This is a genomic window from Streptomyces albus subsp. albus (assembly GCF_000719865.1).
Taxonomy (GTDB): domain Bacteria; phylum Actinomycetota; class Actinomycetes; order Streptomycetales; family Streptomycetaceae; genus Streptomyces; species Streptomyces albus_E.
Window position 1 is genome coordinate 1 of record NZ_JOID01000014.1, and the last position, 19,572, is coordinate 19,572.

The window sequence follows — 19,572 nt, forward strand, 5'->3', positions numbered from 1 at the left end:
CGAACCCGGAAGCTAAGCCTTTCAGCGCCGATGGTACTGCAGGGGGGACCCTGTGGGAGAGTAGGACGCCGCCGAACTCCTTGTGAAGCCGGGTTTCCCGGGCCAGTTGTGGCCGGGAAACCCGGCTTTTTGCATGTCCGGACGGTCCCGCGACCCTCCGCACTCGCCGGCGCCGCGCAACGGTAAAGTCGGGGGGTAACGTTGAAACGTCCTTCCGGGAGGCCACGGGTGGAGCTCCAGGAGACCAGGGTCCAGACAGACCGTGTCCTCACCATCCCGAACATTCTCAGCATGGCGCGCCTGCTGGGCGTGCCCCTCTTCCTGTGGCTGATTCTGCTGCCGGAGTTCGGCGGGCCCAAAGCCGACGGATGGGCGTTGCTGGTCCTGGCGCTCAGCGGCGTCAGTGACTACCTCGACGGCAAGCTCGCCCGTCGCTGGAACCAGATCAGCAGCCTGGGGCGCATCCTCGACCCGGCGGCCGACCGCCTGTACATCCTCACCACGATCGTCGGCCTGACGTGGCGGGAGATCATCCCGCTCTGGCTGACCGCGGCGCTCCTTGCCCGTGATCTGATCCTTCTCGTGATGGTGGGCATCCTCCGCCGGCACGGCTATCCGCCGCCCCAGGTCAACTTTCTCGGGAAGGCGGCCACCTTCAACCTCATGTACGCCTTCCCGTTGCTGCTGCTGAGTGACGGAAGCGGATGGCTCCCGCAGCTCGCTGCTATTTTCGGATGGGCGTTCGCGGGATGGGGTACAAGTCTCTATTGGTGGGCAGGAACTCTCTATGTGGTTCAGGTCCGCCGACTCGTGAAGGCGGATACCTCGACCGGCTGAGCCTGCCCCGACGCTGTGGCCCCGGCTGAACGCCGGGTTTCCGCGTGCCAGTGCGGTGGGTGCCATCCCGGCGGACTGGCCGAGCTCGGTCGGTGTGACCGTCGTCTCTTCAAGGAGGACGCTTCCGACATGAAGGCCGTCGTGATGGCCGGCGGCGAAGGCACACGCCTTCGCCCCATGACCTCAAGCATGCCCAAGCCACTGCTGCCGGTGGCGAACCGGCCAATCATGGAGCATGTTCTGAGGCTGCTCAAGCGGCATGGGCTGAGCGAGACCGTGGTGACGGTGCAGTTTCTCGCCTCCCTCGTCAAAAACTACTTCGGTGACGGGGAAGAGCTCGGAATGGAGCTCACCTATGCCAACGAGGAAAAGCCCCTCGGCACCGCCGGCAGCGTCAAGAACGCGGAGGAAGCCCTCAAGGACGATTCCTTCCTCGTCATCTCCGGTGACGCGCTCACCGATTTCGACCTCACCGAACTCATCAACTTCCACAAGGAAAAGGGCGCACTGGTCACCGTCTGTCTGACCAGAGTGCCCAATCCCCTCGAATTCGGCATCACCATCGTCGACGAGGAAGGGAAGGTCGAGAGGTTCCTGGAGAAGCCGACATGGGGGCAGGTGTTCTCGGACACCGTCAACACCGGTATTTACGTCATGGAGCCCGAGGTCTTCGACTATGTCGAGGCCGACGTCTCGGTCGACTGGTCCGGCGATGTCTTCCCGCAGCTGATGAAGGAAGGCAAGCCGATTTACGGCTATATCGCCGAGGGCTACTGGGAGGATGTCGGCACGCACGAGAGCTACGTCAAGGCGCAGGCCGATGTGCTCGAGGGCAAGGTCGACGTCGAGATCGACGGTTTCGAGATCTCCCCCGGTGTCTGGGTTGCCGAGGGCGCCGAGGTGAGCCCGGAGGCGGTGCTGCGCGGACCGCTCTACATCGGCGACTACGCCAAGGTGGAATCCGGGGTCGAGATCCGGGAGCACACCGTCGTCGGGTCGAACGTCGTGGTCAAGAGCGGCGCCTTCCTGCACAAGGCCGTCGTGCACGACAATGTGTACATCGGTCAGCAGAGCAATCTGCGCGGCTGCGTCATCGGCAAGAACACCGACATCATGCGGGCCGCCCGGATCGAGGACGGGGCCGTGATCGGCGACGAGTGTCTCGTCGGCGAAGAATCGATTGTGCAGGGCAACGTCCGCGTCTACCCGTTCAAGACCATCGAGGCGGGCGCCTTCGTCAACACCTCGGTGATCTGGGAGTCCCGCAGCCAGGCGCAGCTCTTCGGCGCCCGCGGGGTGAGCGGCATCCTCAACGTCGAGATCACTCCTGAGCTGGCGGTGCGGCTGGCCGGGGCCTACGCGACCACCCTGAAGAAGGGGTCGACGGTCACCACGGCCCGTGACCACTCCCGCGGTGCCCGCGCGCTCAAGAGGGCAGTGATCTCCGCCCTCCAGACCAGTGCCATCGACGTGCGGGATCTGGAGAACGTGCCGCTGCCGGTGGCCCGCCAGCAGACAGCGCGCGGCAGTGCCGGCGGCATCATGATCCGTACGACACCCGGGGTCCCGGACTCGGTCGACATCATGTTCTTCGACGAGCGGGGGGCCGACCTGTCCCAGGCGGGGCAGCGCAAACTCGACCGCGTCTTCGCCCGCCAGGAGTACCGCCGTGCCTTCCCCGGTGAGATCGGTGATCTCCGCTTCCCGGCCAGCGTGTTCGACGCGTACACCGGTTCACTGCTGCGTGCCGTCGACACCACGGGTGTCGCCGAGGCCGGGCTGAAGATCGTGGTCGACGCGTCCAACGGCAGCGCGGGACTGGTCCTTCCCAGTCTCCTCGGACGGCTCGGGGTCGACGCTCTCACGATCAACCCGGGTCTCGACGAGTCGCGTCCCACCGAGACGGCGGACGCGCGCCGTTCCGGTCTGGTGCGGCTCGGCGAGATCGTCGCCTCGGCGCGCGCCGCGTTCGGGGTGCGCTTCGACCCCGTCGGTGAGCGGCTGTCCCTGGTCGACGAGCGGGGACGGATCGTGGAGGACGACCGGGCGCTGCTGGTCATGCTCGACCTGGTGGCGGCCGAGCGGCGCAGCGGACGGGTGGCGCTGCCCGTGACCACCACCAGGATCGCCGAGCAGGTCGCCGCCTACCACGGCACGCAGGTGGAGTGGACGACGACGTCACCGGACGACCTGACCCGGGTGAGCCGTGCGGAGTCCACTGTCTTCGGCGGTGACGGCAAGGGCGGTTTCATCGTCCCTGAGTTCAGCAGTGTCTTCGACGGTACGGCGGCGTTCGTCCGGCTGATCGCCCTGGTCGCCCGGACGCAACTGACGCTCAGTCAGATCGACGCGCGGATCCCGCGGGCCCATGTGCGGCGCCGGGACATCGCCACCCCGTGGGCGGTCAAGGGCCTCGTCATGCGCCGGGTCGTGGAGGCCGCCGGGGACCGGCACGTGGACACCACGGACGGCGTGCGGGTCGTTGAGGCCGACGGCCGCTGGATCATGGTCCTCCCGGACCCGGCGGAGGCCGTCACCCACCTCTGGGCGGAAGGGCCCGACGACGCCTCCGCGCAGGAGCTGCTCGACGAGTGGGCCGCGGTGGTGGACAGCGCCGGCCGCTGAGCCGTTCCCCTCCCGGGACGCCGGGGGTGGCCCGCCGCGCGCCGGCGGGCCACCCCCGATTGTCCGTATCGGTGGGCACATTCGGCGGTGACGGCCCTCACGTGCGACGATGTGCGGCATGTCGCAGCAGTCCCCCGATCGGAGCACTCCCGCGCGCCGGTCGCGCCCCGACGCGTCCATGTCACTGCTGACGAACGTCACGGAGCACAGCCTGGACGAGGGCTACGCGGAGGCTGCCGCCCGTCGTGCGGCCGACGGCTCGGCCGGCCTGCCGAAGACCCTGCGGTCGAAGCTGGGGCTCGCGGCCGGCCTGGTGCTCGCGGCGGTTGTCGTCACCGTCGGGGCCGCCCAGGCCAGAGTGGAGGCCCCGGTCCGTGCCAAGGAGCGCGAGGAACTGATCCAGCGGATCGAGGACGGGACGGAGCGTTCGGACGCGCTGGAGGAGAGCGTCGAGCGGTTGCGCCGGGAGGTCGGCGCGGCGCAGCGCGAGGCACTGGAGAAGCACGGGGGCTCCCAGGGGGAGCTGACCGCGCTGCTGGCGGGCGCGACCCCCGTGCACGGCCCGGGTGTGCGGCTGGTGGTGAACGACGCCGAGAGCACCGAGGCGGGCGGCGACGGGCCTCGGGAGAGCAGCAGCTTCGCCGACAGCGGCCGGGTTCGTGACCGGGACATGCAGCGCGTCGTCAACGGGCTGTGGGGGGCCGGGGCCGAGGCGGTCTCGATCAACGGCCAGCGGCTCACCGCGGTCTCGGCGATCAGAAGGGCCGGCGAGGCGATACTGGTCGACAACAGGCCGCTGGCGCCGCCGTACACGGTGCTCGCGGTGGGGGACGGGCAGCGGTTGCGCCAGGCCTTCCAGAACAGTGCCGACGGCCAGTACCTGAAGGTGCTGCAGGACAACTACGGCGTCCGTGCGAGCATCTCGGCGCAGGACCGGGTCGACCTGCCGGCCGCGCCGAGCCTGATCATTCGTAACGCGAAACCGCTGGGCGGTGGCGGCGCCGAGAAGAGCACCGCCGACACAGGGAAGGGCATATCGTGATCGCCGTACTGGGCCTCGTCGTGGGAGTCGTGGTCGGACTGCTGGTCCGGCCGGAGGTGCCCGCGGTGGTGGAGCCGTATCTGCCCATCGCCGTGGTGGCCGCGCTGGACGCGGTGTTCGGCGGTCTGCGGGCGATGCTGGACGGCATCTTCGACGACAAGGTCTTCGTGGTGTCGTTCCTGTCGAACGTGGTGGTGGCCGCTTTGATCGTCTTCCTCGGTGACAAGCTCGGAGTCGGCGCGCAGCTGTCCACCGGCGTCGTCGTGGTGCTCGGCATCCGGATCTTCTCCAACGCGGCCGCCATCCGCCGCCACATCTTCCGGGCGTGAGGCCGATGAACGACGACAGGACACCGGAGCGGGACGGCGCCGGCGCGGACCGCGGCCGGTCCCCGGAGGCCGGCGCGGAGCCGCGGCGCGAGCCGGGACCGGCGCGGCAGCCGCTGCCCGAGGAGAAGGCTCCGCGCCCGGACGGGGAACCGCGGGCCGGGGAGCCCTCGGCGGCCGGTGCCCCGTCGGGCCCGACCGCCTCCGCTTCCGGAGCCGGCGCGGAAGCGTCCGCCACGGCGCCGGAGGCCCCGCCGACCGGGGAGGCCATGACGGGGCGCCGGCGTCTGCGGGCCGCCCTGTGGCCGCCGCGGTTCAGCCGGGCGCAGCTCATCGTGGCGCTGCTGCTGTGCGTGCTCGGTCTGGGCCTGGCGATCCAGGTCCGGTCCACGAGCGACGCCAGCGTGCTCCGCGGCGCCCGCCAGGAGGATCTCGTCCGGATCCTCGACGAGATCGGCGATCAGACCCAGCGGCTGCAGGACGAGAAGCAGCGCCTGGAGGAGCAGCGCACCGAGCTGGAGAACAGTTCCGACCAGGCGGAGGAAGCGCGCCGTCAGACGGAGCAGAAGGAACAGCAACTCGGCGTGCTGGCCGGGACGGTGGCCGCCGAGGGCCCCGGGCTCACCATCGTCGTCAGCGCCCCGCAGGGGGCCGTCGACGCGGACAAGCTGCTGGACGCCATACAGGAGCTGCGGGCCGCCGGCGCCGAGGCGATCCAGATCAACGACGTCCGGGTGGTGGCGGGCACGTTCTTCACGCAGGACGGCGACCGGGTCCGTATCGACGGGCAGGGTGTGGAACAGCCGTTCCGGATCAAGGCGATCGGCGACCCGCAGGATCTGGAGCCCGCTCTCAACATTCCCGGGGGTGTGGTGCAGAGCATGGAAAAGGAGCAGGCCACCGTGTCCGTCAGCCGCGAGGAGAAGATCGTCGTGGACGCCTTGCGGGCAGCGGATCGGCCTGACTACGCTCGGTCGTCACCGCAGTGAGAGGCGGCCGGTCGCCGGGGCGCGGGCGGTACGCGCGAGGGGCTCGCCGGGCCGTTGCGGCTGCGGGGGGTCGGAGCACCGGGAGAGCGGTGCGTGGTGGAAACTGTCTGGTGGGCGCGGACGTTGTCTTCATGTCCGGGTCGGCACACGAAGTGTGCAACGAGGTTTCGTCCTGCCCCACGGGCGGGTCTGTTTCGGTCAAGGGGAATCGCCCGTGAAGTTGTTCGGGAAGTTGTTCGGTAAGAGTGCTCGGGAAGAGGCGGGCGGTGCCCGTCACCGGGCCGGGGGCCCGGAGGAGAGCGGCGGCCGGCAGGCGGAGCGGCCGCTGTTCCGCGACGAGGTGGCGGGGACCGGCGATGGCGGCGGCGCGTCCTCTGTTGACCCTGCCGCGTCCGGACGCATAGGTTCATCAACCTCAAGTGCGGGTGGAGAGTTCGGGTCCGGTCCGTACGCGTCCCAGGCCCCCGGTGGGCCGTCGCAGCAGGAGGCACAGTCCATGTCGGCCTTGCCGGTTTGTACGAGGTGCGGGCACCGGAACGCCGAGGCCAGCCGCTTCTGCTCCAACTGCGGTGCGCCGCTGCGCGGTGCGCCCTCGGAGCGCCCGTCGGAGACCACCTCGACGATCTCGATCTCGGGCCTGGAGGCCTACGAGGCGGAGGCCACGGGCCAGACCGTGCCGCCGCTCTCACCGGAGGCGCAGGCCGCCGTCGACGCCCTGCCGCCGGGCTCGGCCCTGCTGGTCGTGCGGCGCGGCCCGAACTCCGGCAGCCGCTTCCTGCTGGACGGCGAGCTGACCACGGCCGGCCGCCACCCGCAGAGCGACATCTTCCTGGACGACGTGACGGTCTCCCGGCGCCATGTGGAGTTCCGCCGCGGCTCGGACGGCGGCTTCACCGTGGCCGACGTCGGCAGCCTCAACGGCACCTACGTCAACCGGGAGCGCATCGACTCGGTGCCGCTGACCAATGGTGACGAGGTGCAGATCGGCAAGTACCGGCTGGTCTTCTACGCGAGCCAGCGGAGCATCTGACCGCCAGGGAAAGGCCCATGCGTCAGACACCGTCGGGCGGCGCCGGTTCCGGCGCCGCCCCCGAGAGCCGGTTGCTCAGCATCGGCAGGGTCCTGGGCCTTCTCCGGGAGGAGTTCCCGGAGATCACCATCTCCAAGATCCGTTTCCTGGAGGCGGAGGGCCTGGTCGAGCCGCGGCGGACTCCGTCGGGCTACCGCAAGTTCAGCCCGGACGATGTCGAACGCCTCGCACGGGTCCTGCGGATGCAGCGCGACCACTATCTGCCGCTCAAGGTGATCCGCGAGCATCTGGACGCCCTGGAGCGCGGTGAGCAGCCGGAGGTCCCCGCGCCGGGCCGGGCCCGGGACCTGCTGGAGGGTGTGCTGGACTCCGGTGACGCGGAACCGGCCCCGTGCCGGACGGATCGCGCCGGGCTGCTCGCCGGGGCCGGGGTCGAGGAGCGGGAACTGGCCGAATGGGAGTCGTACGGCCTGCTCTCGCCCTTGGAGGACGGAAGCTACGGTCCCGACGCCCTCACGATCGCCCGGCTGCTCGGGGAGATCGGCCGCTTCGGTCTGGAACCCCGGCACCTGCGGGTCATGAAGGCGGCCGCGGACCGTGAGGCCGGCCTGGTGGAACAGGTCGTCTCGCCGCTGCGGCGGCACCGCAACCCCCAGACGCGCGCGCACGCCGAATCCACCGCGCGCGAGCTGGCGACCCTGTCGCTGCGGCTTCACGCCGCCCTCGTGCAGGCGTCGCTCGGGGTGCGCCTGCGCTGACTGTGCGCTTCCGCGGGGTGCCCGACTACCCAAAACGGCCGGGCAGGTCCTAGGGTTGCTGTGTGAACGAGCTCGACGTCGTGGGTGTCCGGGTGGAAATGCCCTCCAACCAACCGATCGTGCTCCTGCGTGAGGTGGGAGGCGACCGGTACCTTCCCATCTGGATCGGACCGGGGGAGGCGACCGCGATCGCCTTCGCCCAGCAGGGCATGGCCCCGGCCCGGCCGCTGACGCACGACCTGTTCAAGGACGTGCTCGAAGCGGTGGGCCAGGAGCTGACCCAGGTCCGCATCACGGATCTGCGGGAGGGTGTCTTCTACGCGGAGCTGGTCTTCGCGAGTGGTGTCGAGGTGAGCGCCCGCCCGTCCGACGCCATAGCCCTCGCCCTGCGCACCGGAACGCCGATCTACGGCAGTGACGGGGTGCTGGACGACGCCGGTATCGCGATCCCGGACGAGCAGGAGGACGAGGTGGAGAAGTTCCGCGAGTTCCTCGACCAGATCTCGCCGGAGGACTTCGGTACCAGCAATCAGTGACCCGGGCGGCAGTCGCCGCGCATTCGCTGAGCCGTTCCCCGTCCGTGGTTACGGAAAACCACCCTCGGGGTGAGTATCACCCGGCGTGCCGAGCGCGGCGATCGTTGACGCACCCCCGGCTACTGCCTACCGTCGACAAGGCAGGTCAAGGACGGGAGGTCGGCGTGAGCAGCACCGGCGACGGTACAGCGGCGGGCGGTCCCATTCCGCTCCACGCGGGTGGCTCCGCTCCCCTCCAGAAGACCGCCGCGACGGGTCCCGTGCCGTCGCCCGGTCAGCCCTCCGAGAGGATCGGCTACCGCGGCCCCACGGCCTGCGCGGCGGCGGGCATCACCTACCGGCAGCTCGACTACTGGGCCCGTACGGGGCTCGTGGAGCCGAGCGTCCGCTCCGCCCAGGGGTCCGGCAGTCAGCGGCTCTACAGCATCGAGGATGTCGTCATCCTCAAGATCGTCAAGCGGTTCCTGGACACCGGTGTCTCCCTCCAGAACATCCGCGCGGCCGTCCGCCATCTGCGCACCCGTGAACGGGCCGATCTGGCGCGGATGACGCTCATGAGCGACGGAGCGACGGTCCACGAGTGCTCCTCTCCGGACGAGGTCGTCGGCCTGCTGCAGGGCGGCCAGGGGATGTTCGGCATCGCCGTCGGCGTGGTCTGGCGCGATGTGGAGTGCGCGCTGCAGCAGTTGCACGGCGAGCGGGTGGACACGGGGGAGACCCTGATCGGGCACCATCCCGGCGACGAGCTGGCCCGCCGCCGGAACCGGGCCGGCTGAGGCCGCTCCCCGCCCGCCGCGTCCTGCGGGAGGCGGCCGCCGGAGACGTTGTCGGTGCCGTAGGGCAGCATCAGTGCCGTGAGACCCGTTCCGACGATCCTGCATCTGGACATGGACGCCTTCTTCGCCTCGGCGGAGCAGGCGTCCAAGCCCAGTCTGCGCGGGAAGCCGGTCGTCGTCGGCGGTCTCGGACCGCGCGGTGTCGTCGCCACAGCTTCCTACGAGGCGCGGGTTTTCGGCGTCCACTCGGCCATGTCCACGGCCCAGGCCCGCAGACTCTGCCCCAACGCCGCCTATCTGACGCCCCGCTTCTCGCTGTACCGGCAGGTGAGCGAGGCGGTCATGGAACTGCTGCGGGAGCTGTCGCCGCTGGTGGAGCCGCTCAGTCTGGACGAGGCCTTCGTGGACCTGGAGGCGGGCGCGGCACCCCCGGCGTCGGCCGCCGCGGCCCGGGAGACCGGCGAGCGGCTGCGGGCCGCGATCCGTGCGCGGACCTCGCTCACCGGTTCGGTCGGCCTGGCCGGCTCCAAGATGCTCGCGAAGATGGCGTCCGAGCAGGCGAAGCCGGACGGCCTCGTGGTGATCGAGCCGGGGACGGAACGCGAACTGCTCGCGCCGATGCCGGTCCGGGTGCTGCCCGGTGTCGGTCCCGCCACGGCGGAGCAACTGCGCCGGGCGGGGATCGGCACCGTCGAGGAGATGGCGGGGGCGGGGGAGGCGGAGCTGGTGCGGCTGCTCGGCAAGGCGCACGGCACCTCGCTGTACGCCCTGGCCAGCGGCCGGGACGACCGCCCGGTGGTGGCGGAGCGGGACAGCAAGTCGGTCTCTGTGGAGGACACCTTCGATGTGGATCTGCACGACCGGACCCGGGTGTACGGGGAGGTGGTGCGGCTGGCCGGGCGGTGTGTCGCCCGGCTGCGGGCCGCCGGCCGGTCCGGGCGCACGGTCGTCCTCAAGGTCCGGCGCTACGACTTCTCCACACTGACCCGTTCGGAGACGCTGCGCGGGCCCACCGACGACCTGGCGGTGATCCGCGAGGCGGCGGTGCGCCTGCTCGACGGGGTGGACACCACCGGCGGTGTGCGGCTGCTCGGCGTCGGCGTCAGCGGGCTGGCGGACTTCACCCAGGAGGATCTCTTCGCGCAGGCCGCGCTCGAGGGCACCGGCCCGGCGGCCCCGGCCGTCCGCGCACGGACCGGGCCGGGCGGGGATGCGGACGCGGAGGCGGGTATGCGGCCCGACCGGCCGGAGGAGGCGCCGGGGGAGAGTCCCGCCGCGGCGGAACCGTCACCGGCCGGGCACGAGAGGAACGCCGGAGACCCGCGGGAGGGCGCCCACCGGTGGCATCCCGGGCACGACGTGCGGCACGCGGAGTACGGGGCCGGCTGGGTCCAGGGCAGCGGTCTCGGCAGGGTGACCGTACGGTTCGAGCAGCCCTGGTCGGAGCCGGGGCGGGTGCGGACCTTCCCCGCGGACGACCCGGCCCTGGAGCCGGCCCCGCCGCCGCCCCTGGTACGGCCGGCCGGCGGCACCGATCCCGGACCGGCAGGCCGCCCGGATCCCGGCCGGGGTACGGGCCGGGCACCCGGCCCGCCGGGCGGTCAGGCGCCGGATCCGGCGATCCGGCCGGAGCCCTCCCGGCCGGGGGCCTCCTCGTCGCCGTCCGGGAGCTCCGCCTCCAGTCCGTAGTGGTGGTAGAGCTGGATCTCCTGTTCCGGTGAGAGATGCCGGCCCACGCCGAAGTCCGGTGCGCTGCGGATCAGGGAGCGGCGGTAGGGCACGTGCAGGGTGCCGTCGACGAACTCGCTCGGCTCCAGCGGCACGAAGGCGTCCCGGCCGAACAGGCCGGTGCGCACGGCCGCCCACTCGGGCAGCCCGGTGGCGTCGTCGAGATACACCTCGTCCACGGTGCCGATCTTCGTACCGTCGCTGTCGAAGGCCTTGCGGCCGATGAGGCTCCGCGGGTCGGTCCCCGTGTGCACGGTTCCTCCAACTGGTCGGCGATGTCCCCGTGGGAACCACGTAAGGCCAGATCGGGCCGGGCGGCCACTCGGGGGACCGGTCCGGGGCCCCGCTGGTACGCTGGCCGTGGCCGCAGATCCCGTGCGGGAGAGTCCTCCGCCCCTCGGGGCCGGGGGCGCCGAAGGAGCAAATCCTCCCCGGAATCTCTCAGGCACCCGTACCGCACGGGCGAGGTCACTCTGGAAAGCAGGGCAGGTGCCGGGCCGTCCGTGCCGGAACCTTTCCTCACCGACGGTGAAAGCCGGACGCCGCAGTGCGGGTCCGGCGAAGCTCTCAGGTCGACGACAGAGGGGGAGGCCCCCGTTCGGGGTACCCGTCAGGGTGCCCCTTCGCAGGTCCGCGTCGACCAGGAGGCCTCCGCAGATGACAGCACCCCGCATTCCACTCTCCCGGCTGGAGCGTGGCACCCCGTTCGCGCAGCGTCACATCGGCCCCGGCGGCGAAGCCCTGGCCAAGATGCTCGCCCAGGTCGGCTACGGCTCCCTCGACGAGCTCACCGCGGCCGCAGTCCCGGACGTCATCAAGAGCACCGGGGCGCTGGCCCTGCCCGAGGCGCGCGGCGAGTCCGAGGTCCTGGAGGAACTGCGCGCCCTGGCCGGCCGCAACCAGGTCCTCACCTCCATGATCGGCCTCGGCTACCACGGCACCTTCACCCCGCCGGTGATCCTGCGCAACGTCATGGAGAACCCGGCCTGGTACACCGCCTACACCCCGTACCAGCCGGAGATCTCGCAGGGCCGGCTGGAGGCGCTGCTCAACTTCCAGACCGTCGTCGCCGACCTCACCGGTCTGCCCACCGCCGGCGCCTCGCTGCTGGACGAGGGCACCGCGGCCGCCGAGGCGATGGCGCTCTCCCGCCGCGTGGGCAAGGTGAAGGACGGGGTCTTCCTGGTCGACGCCGACTGCCTGCCGCAGACCATCGCCGTCATCGAGACCCGCGCCGAGCCCACCGGGACCGAGATCGTCGTCGCCGATCTGTCCGGCGGCATCCCCGACGAGATCGCCGAGCGCGGGATCTTCGGCGTGCTGCTGCAGTACCCGGGGGCCTCCGGCCGGATCACCGACCCGCGGGCCGTCATCGAGCGGGCGCACGAGCTGGGCGCCGTCGTCACCGTCGCCGCCGACCTGCTCGCCCTCACCCTGCTCACCTCGCCCGGAGAGCTGGGCGCCGACATAGCGATCGGCACCACCCAGCGCTTCGGCGTCCCGATGGGCTTCGGCGGGCCGCACGCCGGCTACATGGCGGTGCGGGACTCCTACGCCCGCAATCTGCCGGGCCGCCTGGTCGGCGTCTCCGTCGACGCGGACGGCGCCCCCGCCTACCGGCTGGCGCTGCAGACCCGCGAGCAGCACATCCGCCGGGAGAAGGCGACCAGCAACATCTGCACCGCGCAGGTGCTCCTCGCGGTGATGGCCGGGATGTACGCCGTCTACCACGGCCCGGACGGACTCGCGGACATCGCGCGCCGCACCCACCGCTACGCGGCCCTGCTCGCCGCGGGCCTGCGGGCCGGCGGGGTCGAGGTCGTCCACGGGGCGTTCTTCGACACGGTGACCGCGAGGGTGCCCGGCCGGGCCGCCGAGGTCGTCGCGGCGGCGCGTGACGCCGGGATCAACCTGCGGCTCACCGATGCCGACCACGTCGGCATCGCCTGCGACGAGACCACCGGCAGGGACCATCTGGCCGCGGTCTGGGCCGCGTTCGGCGTCCCGGCCGACGCCGCCTCCGTCGACGAGCTGGACGCCTCGGTGCCGGACGCGCTGCCCGGGGGGCTGCTGCGCACCGGCGAGTACCTCGGCCACCCCGTCTTCCACCAGCACCGCTCGGAGACGGCGATGCTGCGCTATCTGCGCCGGCTCGCCGACAAGGACTACGCGCTGGACCGCGGCATGATCCCGCTCGGCTCCTGCACCATGAAGCTGAACGCGACGACCGAGATGGAGCCCGTCACCTGGCCCGGCTTCGGCGCCCTGCACCCCTTCGCACCGGCCGAGCAGGCGGAGGGCTACCTCACCCTCATCCGGGAGCTGGAGGAGCAGCTGGCGGCCGTCACGGGCTACGACAAGGTGTCGCTGCAGCCGAACGCCGGCTCCCAGGGCGAGCTCGCCGGCCTCCTCGCCGTCCGCGCCTACCACCGCGCGCAAGGCCAGGAGCAGCGCACCGTCTGCCTCATCCCGTCCTCCGCGCACGGCACCAACGCGGCGAGCGCCGTGATGGCGGGCATGCGGGTCGTCGTGGTGAAGACCGCGGAGAACGGCGAGGTCGACACCGAGGACCTGCGCGCCAAGATCGAGAAGCACGGCGACGAGCTGGCCGTGCTGATGGTCACCTACCCGTCCACGCACGGGGTGTTCGAGGAGCACATCGGAGAGATCTGCGCGGCCGTGCACGACGCGGGCGGCCAGGTCTACGTGGACGGCGCCAACCTCAACGCCCTGGTCGGCCTCGCCGAGCCCGGCCGGTTCGGCGGTGACGTCTCGCACCTCAATCTGCACAAGACCTTCTGCATCCCGCACGGCGGCGGCGGGCCCGGCGTCGGCCCGGTCGCCGTGCGCTCCCACCTCGCGCCGTATCTGCCCAACCACCCGCTCCAGCCGGCCGCCGGCCCGGAGACGGGCGTCGGCCCGGTGTCCGCGGCGCCCTGGGGGTCGGCGGGCATCCTGCCGATCTCCTGGGCGTACGTCCGGCTGATGGGAGCCGAGGGGCTGCGGCAGGCCACGCAGGTGGCCGTGCTGAGCGCCAACTACGTCGCCAAGCGGCTGGAGCCGCACTATCCGGTGCTCTACACCGGCCCCGGGGGGCTGGTGGCGCACGAGTGCATCATCGATCTGCGGCCGCTGACCAAGGCGGCCGGGGTGAGTGTCGACGACGTCGCCAAGCGGCTCATCGACTACGGCTTCCACGCGCCCACGATGTCCTTCCCGGTGGCCGGCACGCTGATGATCGAGCCCACGGAGAGCGAGGACCTGGCCGAACTCGACCGGTTCTGCGAAGCGATGATCCGGATCCGCGCGGAGATCGAGCAGGTCGCCTCGGGGGAGTGGCCGGCCGAGGACAACCCGCTGCGCAACGCGCCGCACACGGCGGCCGCCCTGGCGGGGGAGTGGGAGCACCCCTACAGCCGGGAGACGGCGGTGTTCCCGCCCGGAGTCGGGGCGGGGGAGAAGTACTGGCCGCCGGTACGGCGCATCAACAGCGCCTATGGTGACCGCAATCTGGTCTGCTCCTGCCCGCCGCTGGAGGACTACGACTCCTGACCCGGCCGCCGCCGGCCGGGTCGGGCGGCGCGGTGCCGGCGGGGGCGTGAACACGAACGGGGCCGGTCCGGCGATCCGCCGGGCCGGCCCTGTGATCTCCGCACGGTGTGACTGTGCGGTGTGATCTGCGTGGTGTGATCTCTGTGTGGTGCCCGTCGTTACCGGCCGCCGGATCAGGCAGCGGTCATCACGTGCTCGATGCCCAGTGGCCGGTGCGGAGCGATGATCTGCCCGTCGGGCAGCAGTTCACCGGTGTCCTCGAAGAGCAGGACGCCGTTGCACAGCAGACTCCAGCCCTGTTCGGGGTGGTGCGCCACCAGCTGGGCGGCTTCCCGGTCGGCGGAGTCGGCTGTCGGGCACGGTGAGGAGTGCTGGCACATGGCAGGGATCTTTCGCTGTGGTGTGAGTGTCCTGCGGCCTGACGTAGTGTTCATAACCGCCCCCCGTATTCCTTTTCCTTGGTCGGTCCCAGTGTTGCCCGCGGAATGGTGTCTCGCAGGCATTTCGCCGCACCTGGCCTTCCAGGGTGATGACGCACCACTCTTGCGGACGGTTGCCGTCAAGAGGACGGCCCCTTCGGGTGGTTCGCCATGGCCGGAGCGGACTAGTCCGGTCGGGCCGGCGCGGTGGCGCGGTGGGGGCGCACAGCGGCGCCCCGCGGCCGGGGGAGCCGCGGGGCGCGTGTGTTCGGTGACGGGCCCTGTTCGGTGACGGGCCGGTCAGGCCGCCGGTGAGGCGGTCGCGTCCAGCAGGGGTGCCACCGGGCCCAGCCGGAGGGTGAGCACCGGCAGCAGGTCCGAGACCCGGTGCGGGCGGTGCGCGGCGATGCCGGGGGGCGCGGGCGCGAGGGGGACCAGCAGATCCGTGGGTGCGGGATGGCCCTCGGCGGGGTCCGCGGCGGTGTCGCCGTGCAGCCACAGGGTGAGCATGTAGAGCTCGGGCACCGACAGCAGACGCGGCTGGTACAGGCCCGACAGCGATTCGGCCTGGCGCAGGGCCCGCTCGGTGGAGGAGAGGTACGGGCCTCCGAAGAAGTGAGAGAAGGCCCAGCCGTCCGGCCCCGGCTTGGTCTCGGCGGCGGCCACCGCGCGGCCCCCGCTCCGTACCAGGAAGCGCCACGCGGTGAGGCGGGCCGCGGGCGGACCGTCCTGCCGGGTGATGCCCTCCATGACGTGGACCGGCAAGGGCGACTCCGGAGTGAGCGGGCCCGGATGCGAGCGGAGCACCGGCGCGGCGGTCGCAGAGCCGAGCGCCGCGAGGGTGCTGCGCCGGGCGTGCACGGGGGCCTGGAGGGAAAGCAGCGGCATGATGGTCGCCTCTCACTTCGGAGACACGGGTGATGCTGGGCACGTGCGGACGACAATGTCAGCATGACGGGGCGGAAGAGGGGCCGGAGCGGGGAATGCCGGCGACACGTACTCTCTGCCCGCGTACCCGGAGTTTATACGGTGCGTGTTCACGGCGCGTTTCGGCTAGCCGACGCGCGTATTACGGGCAAGACTGAAACCGGACCGTACCGGTGGGGGAAGTTCCGCCCTTCTGTCCGTTCGCGGAACCCGTGGCCTTGTGTTATGTAACGGAGGGCGGTCGGCCGAATCCCGTTGGTGTTTTTCACCACACCTTCGCGCCGCGACCTTTGCGCGATGCCCGCCCGGGCTCTCTTTATGCCCTTGGAATGTGCCCCCGGGGTGTAGTGCGCATCCCAGCGGGCAGATGCTGTCCGCCGGGGCGTCGCGGTCCGGCCGGCCGGGCATCATCCCGGGCACCGGTGCACTGGAGGAGGGACCCTTCGATGGGCGAGAAGGTCGAGGCGGACGGGTTCGACCTGGCGGATCCGCAGCGCTACCGCGCCAAACTGCACCAGTGCCTGGAGGGTCTGGGGCGGCTGCTGGAGGAGAAGAGGTTCGATCGCCCGAGGAATCTCATGGGGGTGGAGATCGAGCTGAATCTCGCAGGGGAGGACGGGATGCCCCGGATGATGAATGCGGAAGTTCTGGAGCGCATCCGCAGCGGGGATTTCCAGATGGAGTTGGGGCAGTTCAACCTCGAAGTGAACATTGTGCCGCACCGGTTGTCGGGGCGCGTTCTGGACCAGCTGGCCGAAGAGATCCGCACCGCCCTCGCATATGCCGACCGCAAAGCCCGGGAAGTCGACGCCGGGATCGTAATGATCGGAATTCTGCCGACTCTGGCCGGTCCGGACCTCGTCTCCGCCAACCTTTCCGAGGCCGACCGCTACACCCTGCTGAACGAGCAGATCCTGGCCGCCCGCGGGGAGAACCTGGTGCTCGACATCGAGGGCGTCGAACGGCTCCATTACACCAGCGCCTCGATCGCGCCCGAAGCCGCCTGTACCTCGGTGCAGTTGCACCTCCAGGTGACCCCCGGCCGCTTCGCCGCCGTGTGGAACGCCGCCCAGGCGGCGGCCGCCGCGCAGATCGCCGTGGGCGCCAACTCCCCTTTCCTCTTCGGCCGTGAGCTGTGGCGGGAGTCCCGGCCGCCGCTCTTCCAGCAGTCCACGGACACCCGGGCCCCGGAACTCAAGGCCCAGGGCGTGCGGCCGCGCACCTGGTTCGGGGAGCGCTGGATCGAGTCGGCGTACGACCTCTTCGAGGAGAACGTGCGCTACTTCCCCGCCCTGCTGCCCATCTGCGACGACGAGGACCCGCTCAAGGTGCTGGACGAGGACGGCGTCCCCGGGCTGCACGAACTCGTGCTGCACAACGGCACCATCTACCGCTGGAACCGTCCCGTCTACGACATCACCGACGGCCGTCCCCATCTGCGGGTGGAGAACCGGGTGCTCCCGGCCGGGCCCACCGTCGACGACGTCATCGCGAACGCGGCCTTCTACTACGGCCTGGTCCGCGCCCTCGCGGAGGAGAGCCGGCCGGTGTGGACCCGGCTGCCCTTCGGGGACGCGTCGCGGAACTTCGACAGCGCCTGCCGGTACGGCATCGACGCCACCCTGCGCTGGCCGCGCCAGGGCCGGGGCGGAGCGGTGGCGGAGGTGCCCGCCCCGCGCCTGGTCCGGGAGGAACTGCTGCCGCTGGCGGCCGCCGGCCTCGACGCCTGGGGCGTGGAGCCCGCGGACCGCGACCACTACCTCGGCATCATCGAGGAACGCTGCCGGCGGCGGGTGAACGGCGCCTCATGGCAGGCCGAGGCCTTCCGCCAGGCGCGGGAGCGCGGTCTCGACCGGCAGACCGCCCTGGCCGCGACCACCCGGCGCTACGCGGAACTCGCGCGCACCGGGAAGCCGGTGCACACCTGGCCCGCCGACCTGCCGGACTGAGCCCCCGGCCCCGCCGGGCTCCCCGGCGGGGCCGCGTGGTGGCGCCGCTTCCCCGGCGTGTAGAAAAGGGGAACGCGGCGGACCGGAGGCGGGTTGTGCGGGCAGAGTCGGGCAGGACGGACGGGGTGCCGGACGGCGCGGAGAGGCCGGCGCCGCGCTTGCTGCGGCAGGAGACGCTGCTCGTCCTGGCGCTCTCCGTCGGCGCCAGCGCGCTCTCGGCGGTCATCAGCTTCACCGGCTCCGTCACCGCCCCCGGCGATCTGCAGGACCGGGCGGCCACCCTCAACGGCTCCCAGGCGCCGGGCCGTCCCTGGCTCGATCTGGCCTGGCAGCTGTTCGGCATCGCCACCGCCCTGGTGCCCGTCGCGCTGGTGGCGCATCTGCTGCTCCGTGAGGGTGCCGGGGGACTGCGGGTGATCGGGCTGGACCGGCGCCGTCCCGGCTTCGACCTCGGCCGCGGCGCGCTCGTGGCGGCGGCCATCGGCGGCACCGGGCTGGTGTTCTACCTGGCGGTGTGGGCGACGGGGGCCAACCTCACGGTGGTGCCGGAGTCGCTCCCCGATGTGTGGTGGAAGTTCCCGGTGCTGATCGCGTCGGCGGTGCAGAACTCCCTGCTGGAGGAGGTCGTGGTCGTCGGCTATCTGCTGCGCCGCCTCGGGCAGTTGGGCTGGACCCCGGCGGCGGCGCTCGTCGCGAGTTCGGTGCTCCGCGGGACGTACCACCTGTATCAGGGCATCGGCGGGTTCGTCGGGAACCTGGTGATGGGCGTCGTCTTCGTGCTGCTCTACCGGCGCTGGGGGCGGATCGGGCCGCTGGTCGCCGCGCACGCGCTGATCGACATCGTGGCGTTCGGCGGCTACGCGCTGCTCGCGGGCGAGGTCGACTGGCTGCCGACGCCGCCGTGACGGGACCCGGTCCGACCCGGTCCGACCCGGTCCGGCCCGGCGCGTCCGGGCGGCAGTACGCACGGACGGACCGCCGGGGCCGGCCGCCACGCCGGAACGCCCGGCGTCAGCCCGGAGCGGTCAGCAGCTCTCCGTCGATGACGGTGACCGCGCTGCCGGACAGCAGCGTCCGCTCCCCGCGCAGCGCCGTGCGGACCAGCCCCGTGCGGGCCGACGCCTGAAGGCCCGTCAGTTCATCCCGGCCCAGCCGGGCGGCCCAGAACGGCGCGAGTGCCGTGTGGGCGCTGCCGGTCACCGGGTCCTCGTCGATCCCGACCGCCGGTCCGAAGAAACGGGAGACGAAGTCGTGGCCCGCCGCCGGGTCCTCGGCGCGCGCCGTCACGATGACGCCGCGGTGACCGAGCCGGGCGACGGCGCGAAGGTCGGGGGCGAGGTCCCGCACGGACCGCTCGTCGGGCAGCTCCACCAGCAGGTCGCCCACGGTCGGTCCGGTGTCGTGGGCGGACAGCGGCCGTGCGCCGAGGGCGTCCGGCACGTCCGGCGGCACCTCGACGGCGGTCAGCGGGGCGGTCGGGAAGTCCAGGGTGATCAGGCCGTCGTCCCCGGCGGTGGCGGTCAGAAGGCCGCCGCGGGTGGTGAAGCGGACCGTTCCGGTGGCGGCGCCGGTGGTGTGCAGGACGTGCGCGGTGGCCAGCGTCGCGTGGCCGCAGAGATCGACCTCCGTGGCGGGGGTGAACCAGCGCAGCGCCCAGTCCGCGTCCGCGCCGGGGCCGAGGCGGTGGGCGAAGGCCGTCTCGGCGAGGTTGACCTCGGCGGCCACCTGCTGGAGCCACGCTGCGCCGGGGAAGCCGTCGCCGTCGAGAAGGACGACCCCGGCGGGATTGCCGGCGAACGGGCGGTCGGTGAAGGCGTCGACGATACGAATCCTCATGGCCCGGACCCTAGGCCCGGGCGGGGACCGCGGGCCAAGGCCAATGCGCGGCCGGTGGACCCCGGGCGGCCCGTCCCCCCGGATCCGGCCGCGCTCCCGTCGTCCTTCCGCGGCCCTTCGGCCGTCATTGCGCCGTTTCCGGCATCCCCCCGGCGGGTGTTCGCGGTGCGGAGGGCTCCCGCGTGCCGCCGTCCGCACGGCGCGTCCGCCTGCCCGGCGCGCCCCCGCCCCGCGCGGCGCTC

Annotated in this window: 17 protein-coding genes, 1 rRNA gene and 2 riboswitches; of the genes, 14 read left to right on the forward strand and 4 right to left on the reverse strand. The window is 71.8% G+C overall.

What is annotated here, in order from left to right:
* From rrf to IF83_RS0115080, 11 genes are all read left to right on the forward strand, one after another.
* Positions 1-77: ribosomal RNA gene (rrf, locus tag IF83_RS0115030) — 5S ribosomal RNA — on the forward strand; the annotation flags it as partial.
* Positions 78-228: 151 nt separating this feature from the next.
* Positions 229-837 (forward strand): CDP-alcohol phosphatidyltransferase family protein, encoded by a 609-nt coding sequence (locus IF83_RS0115035; RefSeq protein WP_030544678.1) that lies wholly within the window; start codon positions 229-231, stop codon positions 835-837.
* 129 nt (positions 838-966) lie between these two features.
* Positions 967-3,462 carry a mannose-1-phosphate guanyltransferase gene (locus tag IF83_RS0115040; protein WP_030544679.1) on the forward strand — a complete coding sequence of 832 codons (2,496 nt, stop codon included), beginning with the start codon at positions 967-969 and terminating at the stop codon, positions 3,460-3,462.
* Positions 3,463-3,571: 109 nt separating this feature from the next.
* On the forward strand, positions 3,572-4,504 hold the full coding sequence (locus IF83_RS0115045) for a DUF881 domain-containing protein (protein ID WP_030544680.1): 933 nt from the start codon (positions 3,572-3,574) through the stop codon (positions 4,502-4,504).
* Complete coding sequence (locus IF83_RS0115050; RefSeq protein ID WP_030544681.1) at positions 4,501-4,833, forward strand: small basic family protein; 333 nt, start codon at positions 4,501-4,503, stop codon at positions 4,831-4,833. The genes IF83_RS0115045 and IF83_RS0115050 overlap by 4 nt, the downstream gene beginning before the upstream one ends.
* 5 nt (positions 4,834-4,838) lie before the next feature.
* Positions 4,839-5,819: a DUF881 domain-containing protein gene (locus tag IF83_RS0115055; RefSeq protein WP_078843496.1), complete on the forward strand. Its 981-nt coding sequence runs from the start codon at positions 4,839-4,841 to the stop codon at positions 5,817-5,819.
* Positions 5,820-5,973: 154 nt separating this feature from the next.
* Positions 5,974-6,849 carry an FHA domain-containing protein gene (locus IF83_RS32090; protein WP_394297326.1) on the forward strand — a complete coding sequence of 292 codons (876 nt, stop codon included), beginning with the start codon at positions 5,974-5,976 and terminating at the stop codon, positions 6,847-6,849.
* Between the two features lie 17 nt (positions 6,850-6,866).
* Positions 6,867-7,607, forward strand: coding sequence for a transcriptional regulator FtsR (gene ftsR / locus IF83_RS0115065; RefSeq protein ID WP_030544684.1), 741 nt, complete (start codon positions 6,867-6,869; stop codon positions 7,605-7,607).
* Positions 7,608-7,669: 62 nt separating this feature from the next.
* Positions 7,670-8,143 (forward strand): bifunctional nuclease family protein, encoded by a 474-nt coding sequence (locus IF83_RS0115070; protein WP_030544685.1) that lies wholly within the window; start codon positions 7,670-7,672, stop codon positions 8,141-8,143.
* A 164-nt stretch (positions 8,144-8,307) separates the two neighbouring features.
* Positions 8,308-8,919 (forward strand): MerR family transcriptional regulator, encoded by a 612-nt coding sequence (locus IF83_RS0115075; RefSeq protein ID WP_030544686.1) that lies wholly within the window; start codon positions 8,308-8,310, stop codon positions 8,917-8,919.
* Positions 8,920-8,997: 78 nt separating this feature from the next.
* Positions 8,998-10,608 carry a DNA polymerase IV gene (locus IF83_RS0115080; RefSeq protein WP_051722794.1) on the forward strand — a complete coding sequence of 537 codons (1,611 nt, stop codon included), beginning with the start codon at positions 8,998-9,000 and terminating at the stop codon, positions 10,606-10,608.
* Here the strand turns inward: IF83_RS0115080 and IF83_RS0115085 are convergent.
* Positions 10,521-10,901 carry a PRC-barrel domain-containing protein gene (locus IF83_RS0115085; RefSeq protein WP_030544688.1) on the reverse strand — a complete coding sequence of 127 codons (381 nt, stop codon included), beginning with the start codon at positions 10,899-10,901 and terminating at the stop codon, positions 10,521-10,523. The two genes, IF83_RS0115080 and IF83_RS0115085, sit on opposite strands and share 88 nt — an antisense overlap.
* Positions 10,902-11,015: 114 nt before the next feature.
* Positions 11,016-11,114: riboswitch (glycine riboswitch) on the forward strand.
* A riboswitch (glycine riboswitch) is annotated at positions 11,115-11,239 on the forward strand. It abuts the riboswitch before it with no gap.
* 65 nt (positions 11,240-11,304) lie between these two features.
* Here IF83_RS0115085 and gcvP point away from each other — a divergent pair.
* Positions 11,305-14,199, forward strand: a complete 2,895-nt coding sequence (gene gcvP / locus IF83_RS0115090) for an aminomethyl-transferring glycine dehydrogenase (protein ID WP_030544689.1) — start codon at positions 11,305-11,307, stop codon at positions 14,197-14,199.
* A 173-nt stretch (positions 14,200-14,372) separates the two neighbouring features.
* Here gcvP and IF83_RS0115095 read toward each other — a convergent pair whose 3' ends face one another.
* Positions 14,373-14,579 carry a DUF5999 family protein gene (locus tag IF83_RS0115095; protein WP_030544690.1) on the reverse strand — a complete coding sequence of 69 codons (207 nt, stop codon included), beginning with the start codon at positions 14,577-14,579 and terminating at the stop codon, positions 14,373-14,375.
* Positions 14,580-14,918: 339 nt separating this feature from the next.
* Entirely contained in the window at positions 14,919-15,506 is a 588-nt protein-coding gene (locus IF83_RS0115100; protein ID WP_030544691.1) for a hypothetical protein, read from the reverse strand.
* Between the two features lie 485 nt (positions 15,507-15,991).
* Between IF83_RS0115100 and IF83_RS0115105 the strand changes: the two genes are divergently transcribed.
* Together IF83_RS0115105 and IF83_RS0115110 are read left to right on the forward strand one after the other, a co-directional pair.
* The gene (locus IF83_RS0115105) at positions 15,992-17,494 is read left to right on the forward strand and encodes a glutamate-cysteine ligase family protein (protein WP_030544692.1); all 1,503 of its coding nucleotides are present in this window, start codon (positions 15,992-15,994) and stop codon (positions 17,492-17,494) included.
* A gap of 95 nt (positions 17,495-17,589) precedes the next feature.
* The gene (locus IF83_RS0115110; RefSeq protein ID WP_030544693.1) at positions 17,590-18,399 is read left to right on the forward strand and encodes a CPBP family intramembrane glutamic endopeptidase; all 810 of its coding nucleotides are present in this window, start codon (positions 17,590-17,592) and stop codon (positions 18,397-18,399) included.
* Between the two features lie 106 nt (positions 18,400-18,505).
* Here the strand turns inward: IF83_RS0115110 and IF83_RS0115115 are convergent, their stop codons facing one another.
* Positions 18,506-19,330, reverse strand: coding sequence for a PhzF family phenazine biosynthesis protein (locus tag IF83_RS0115115; RefSeq protein WP_030544694.1), 825 nt, complete (start codon positions 19,328-19,330; stop codon positions 18,506-18,508).
* Between the last annotated feature and the right edge of the window lie 242 nt (positions 19,331-19,572).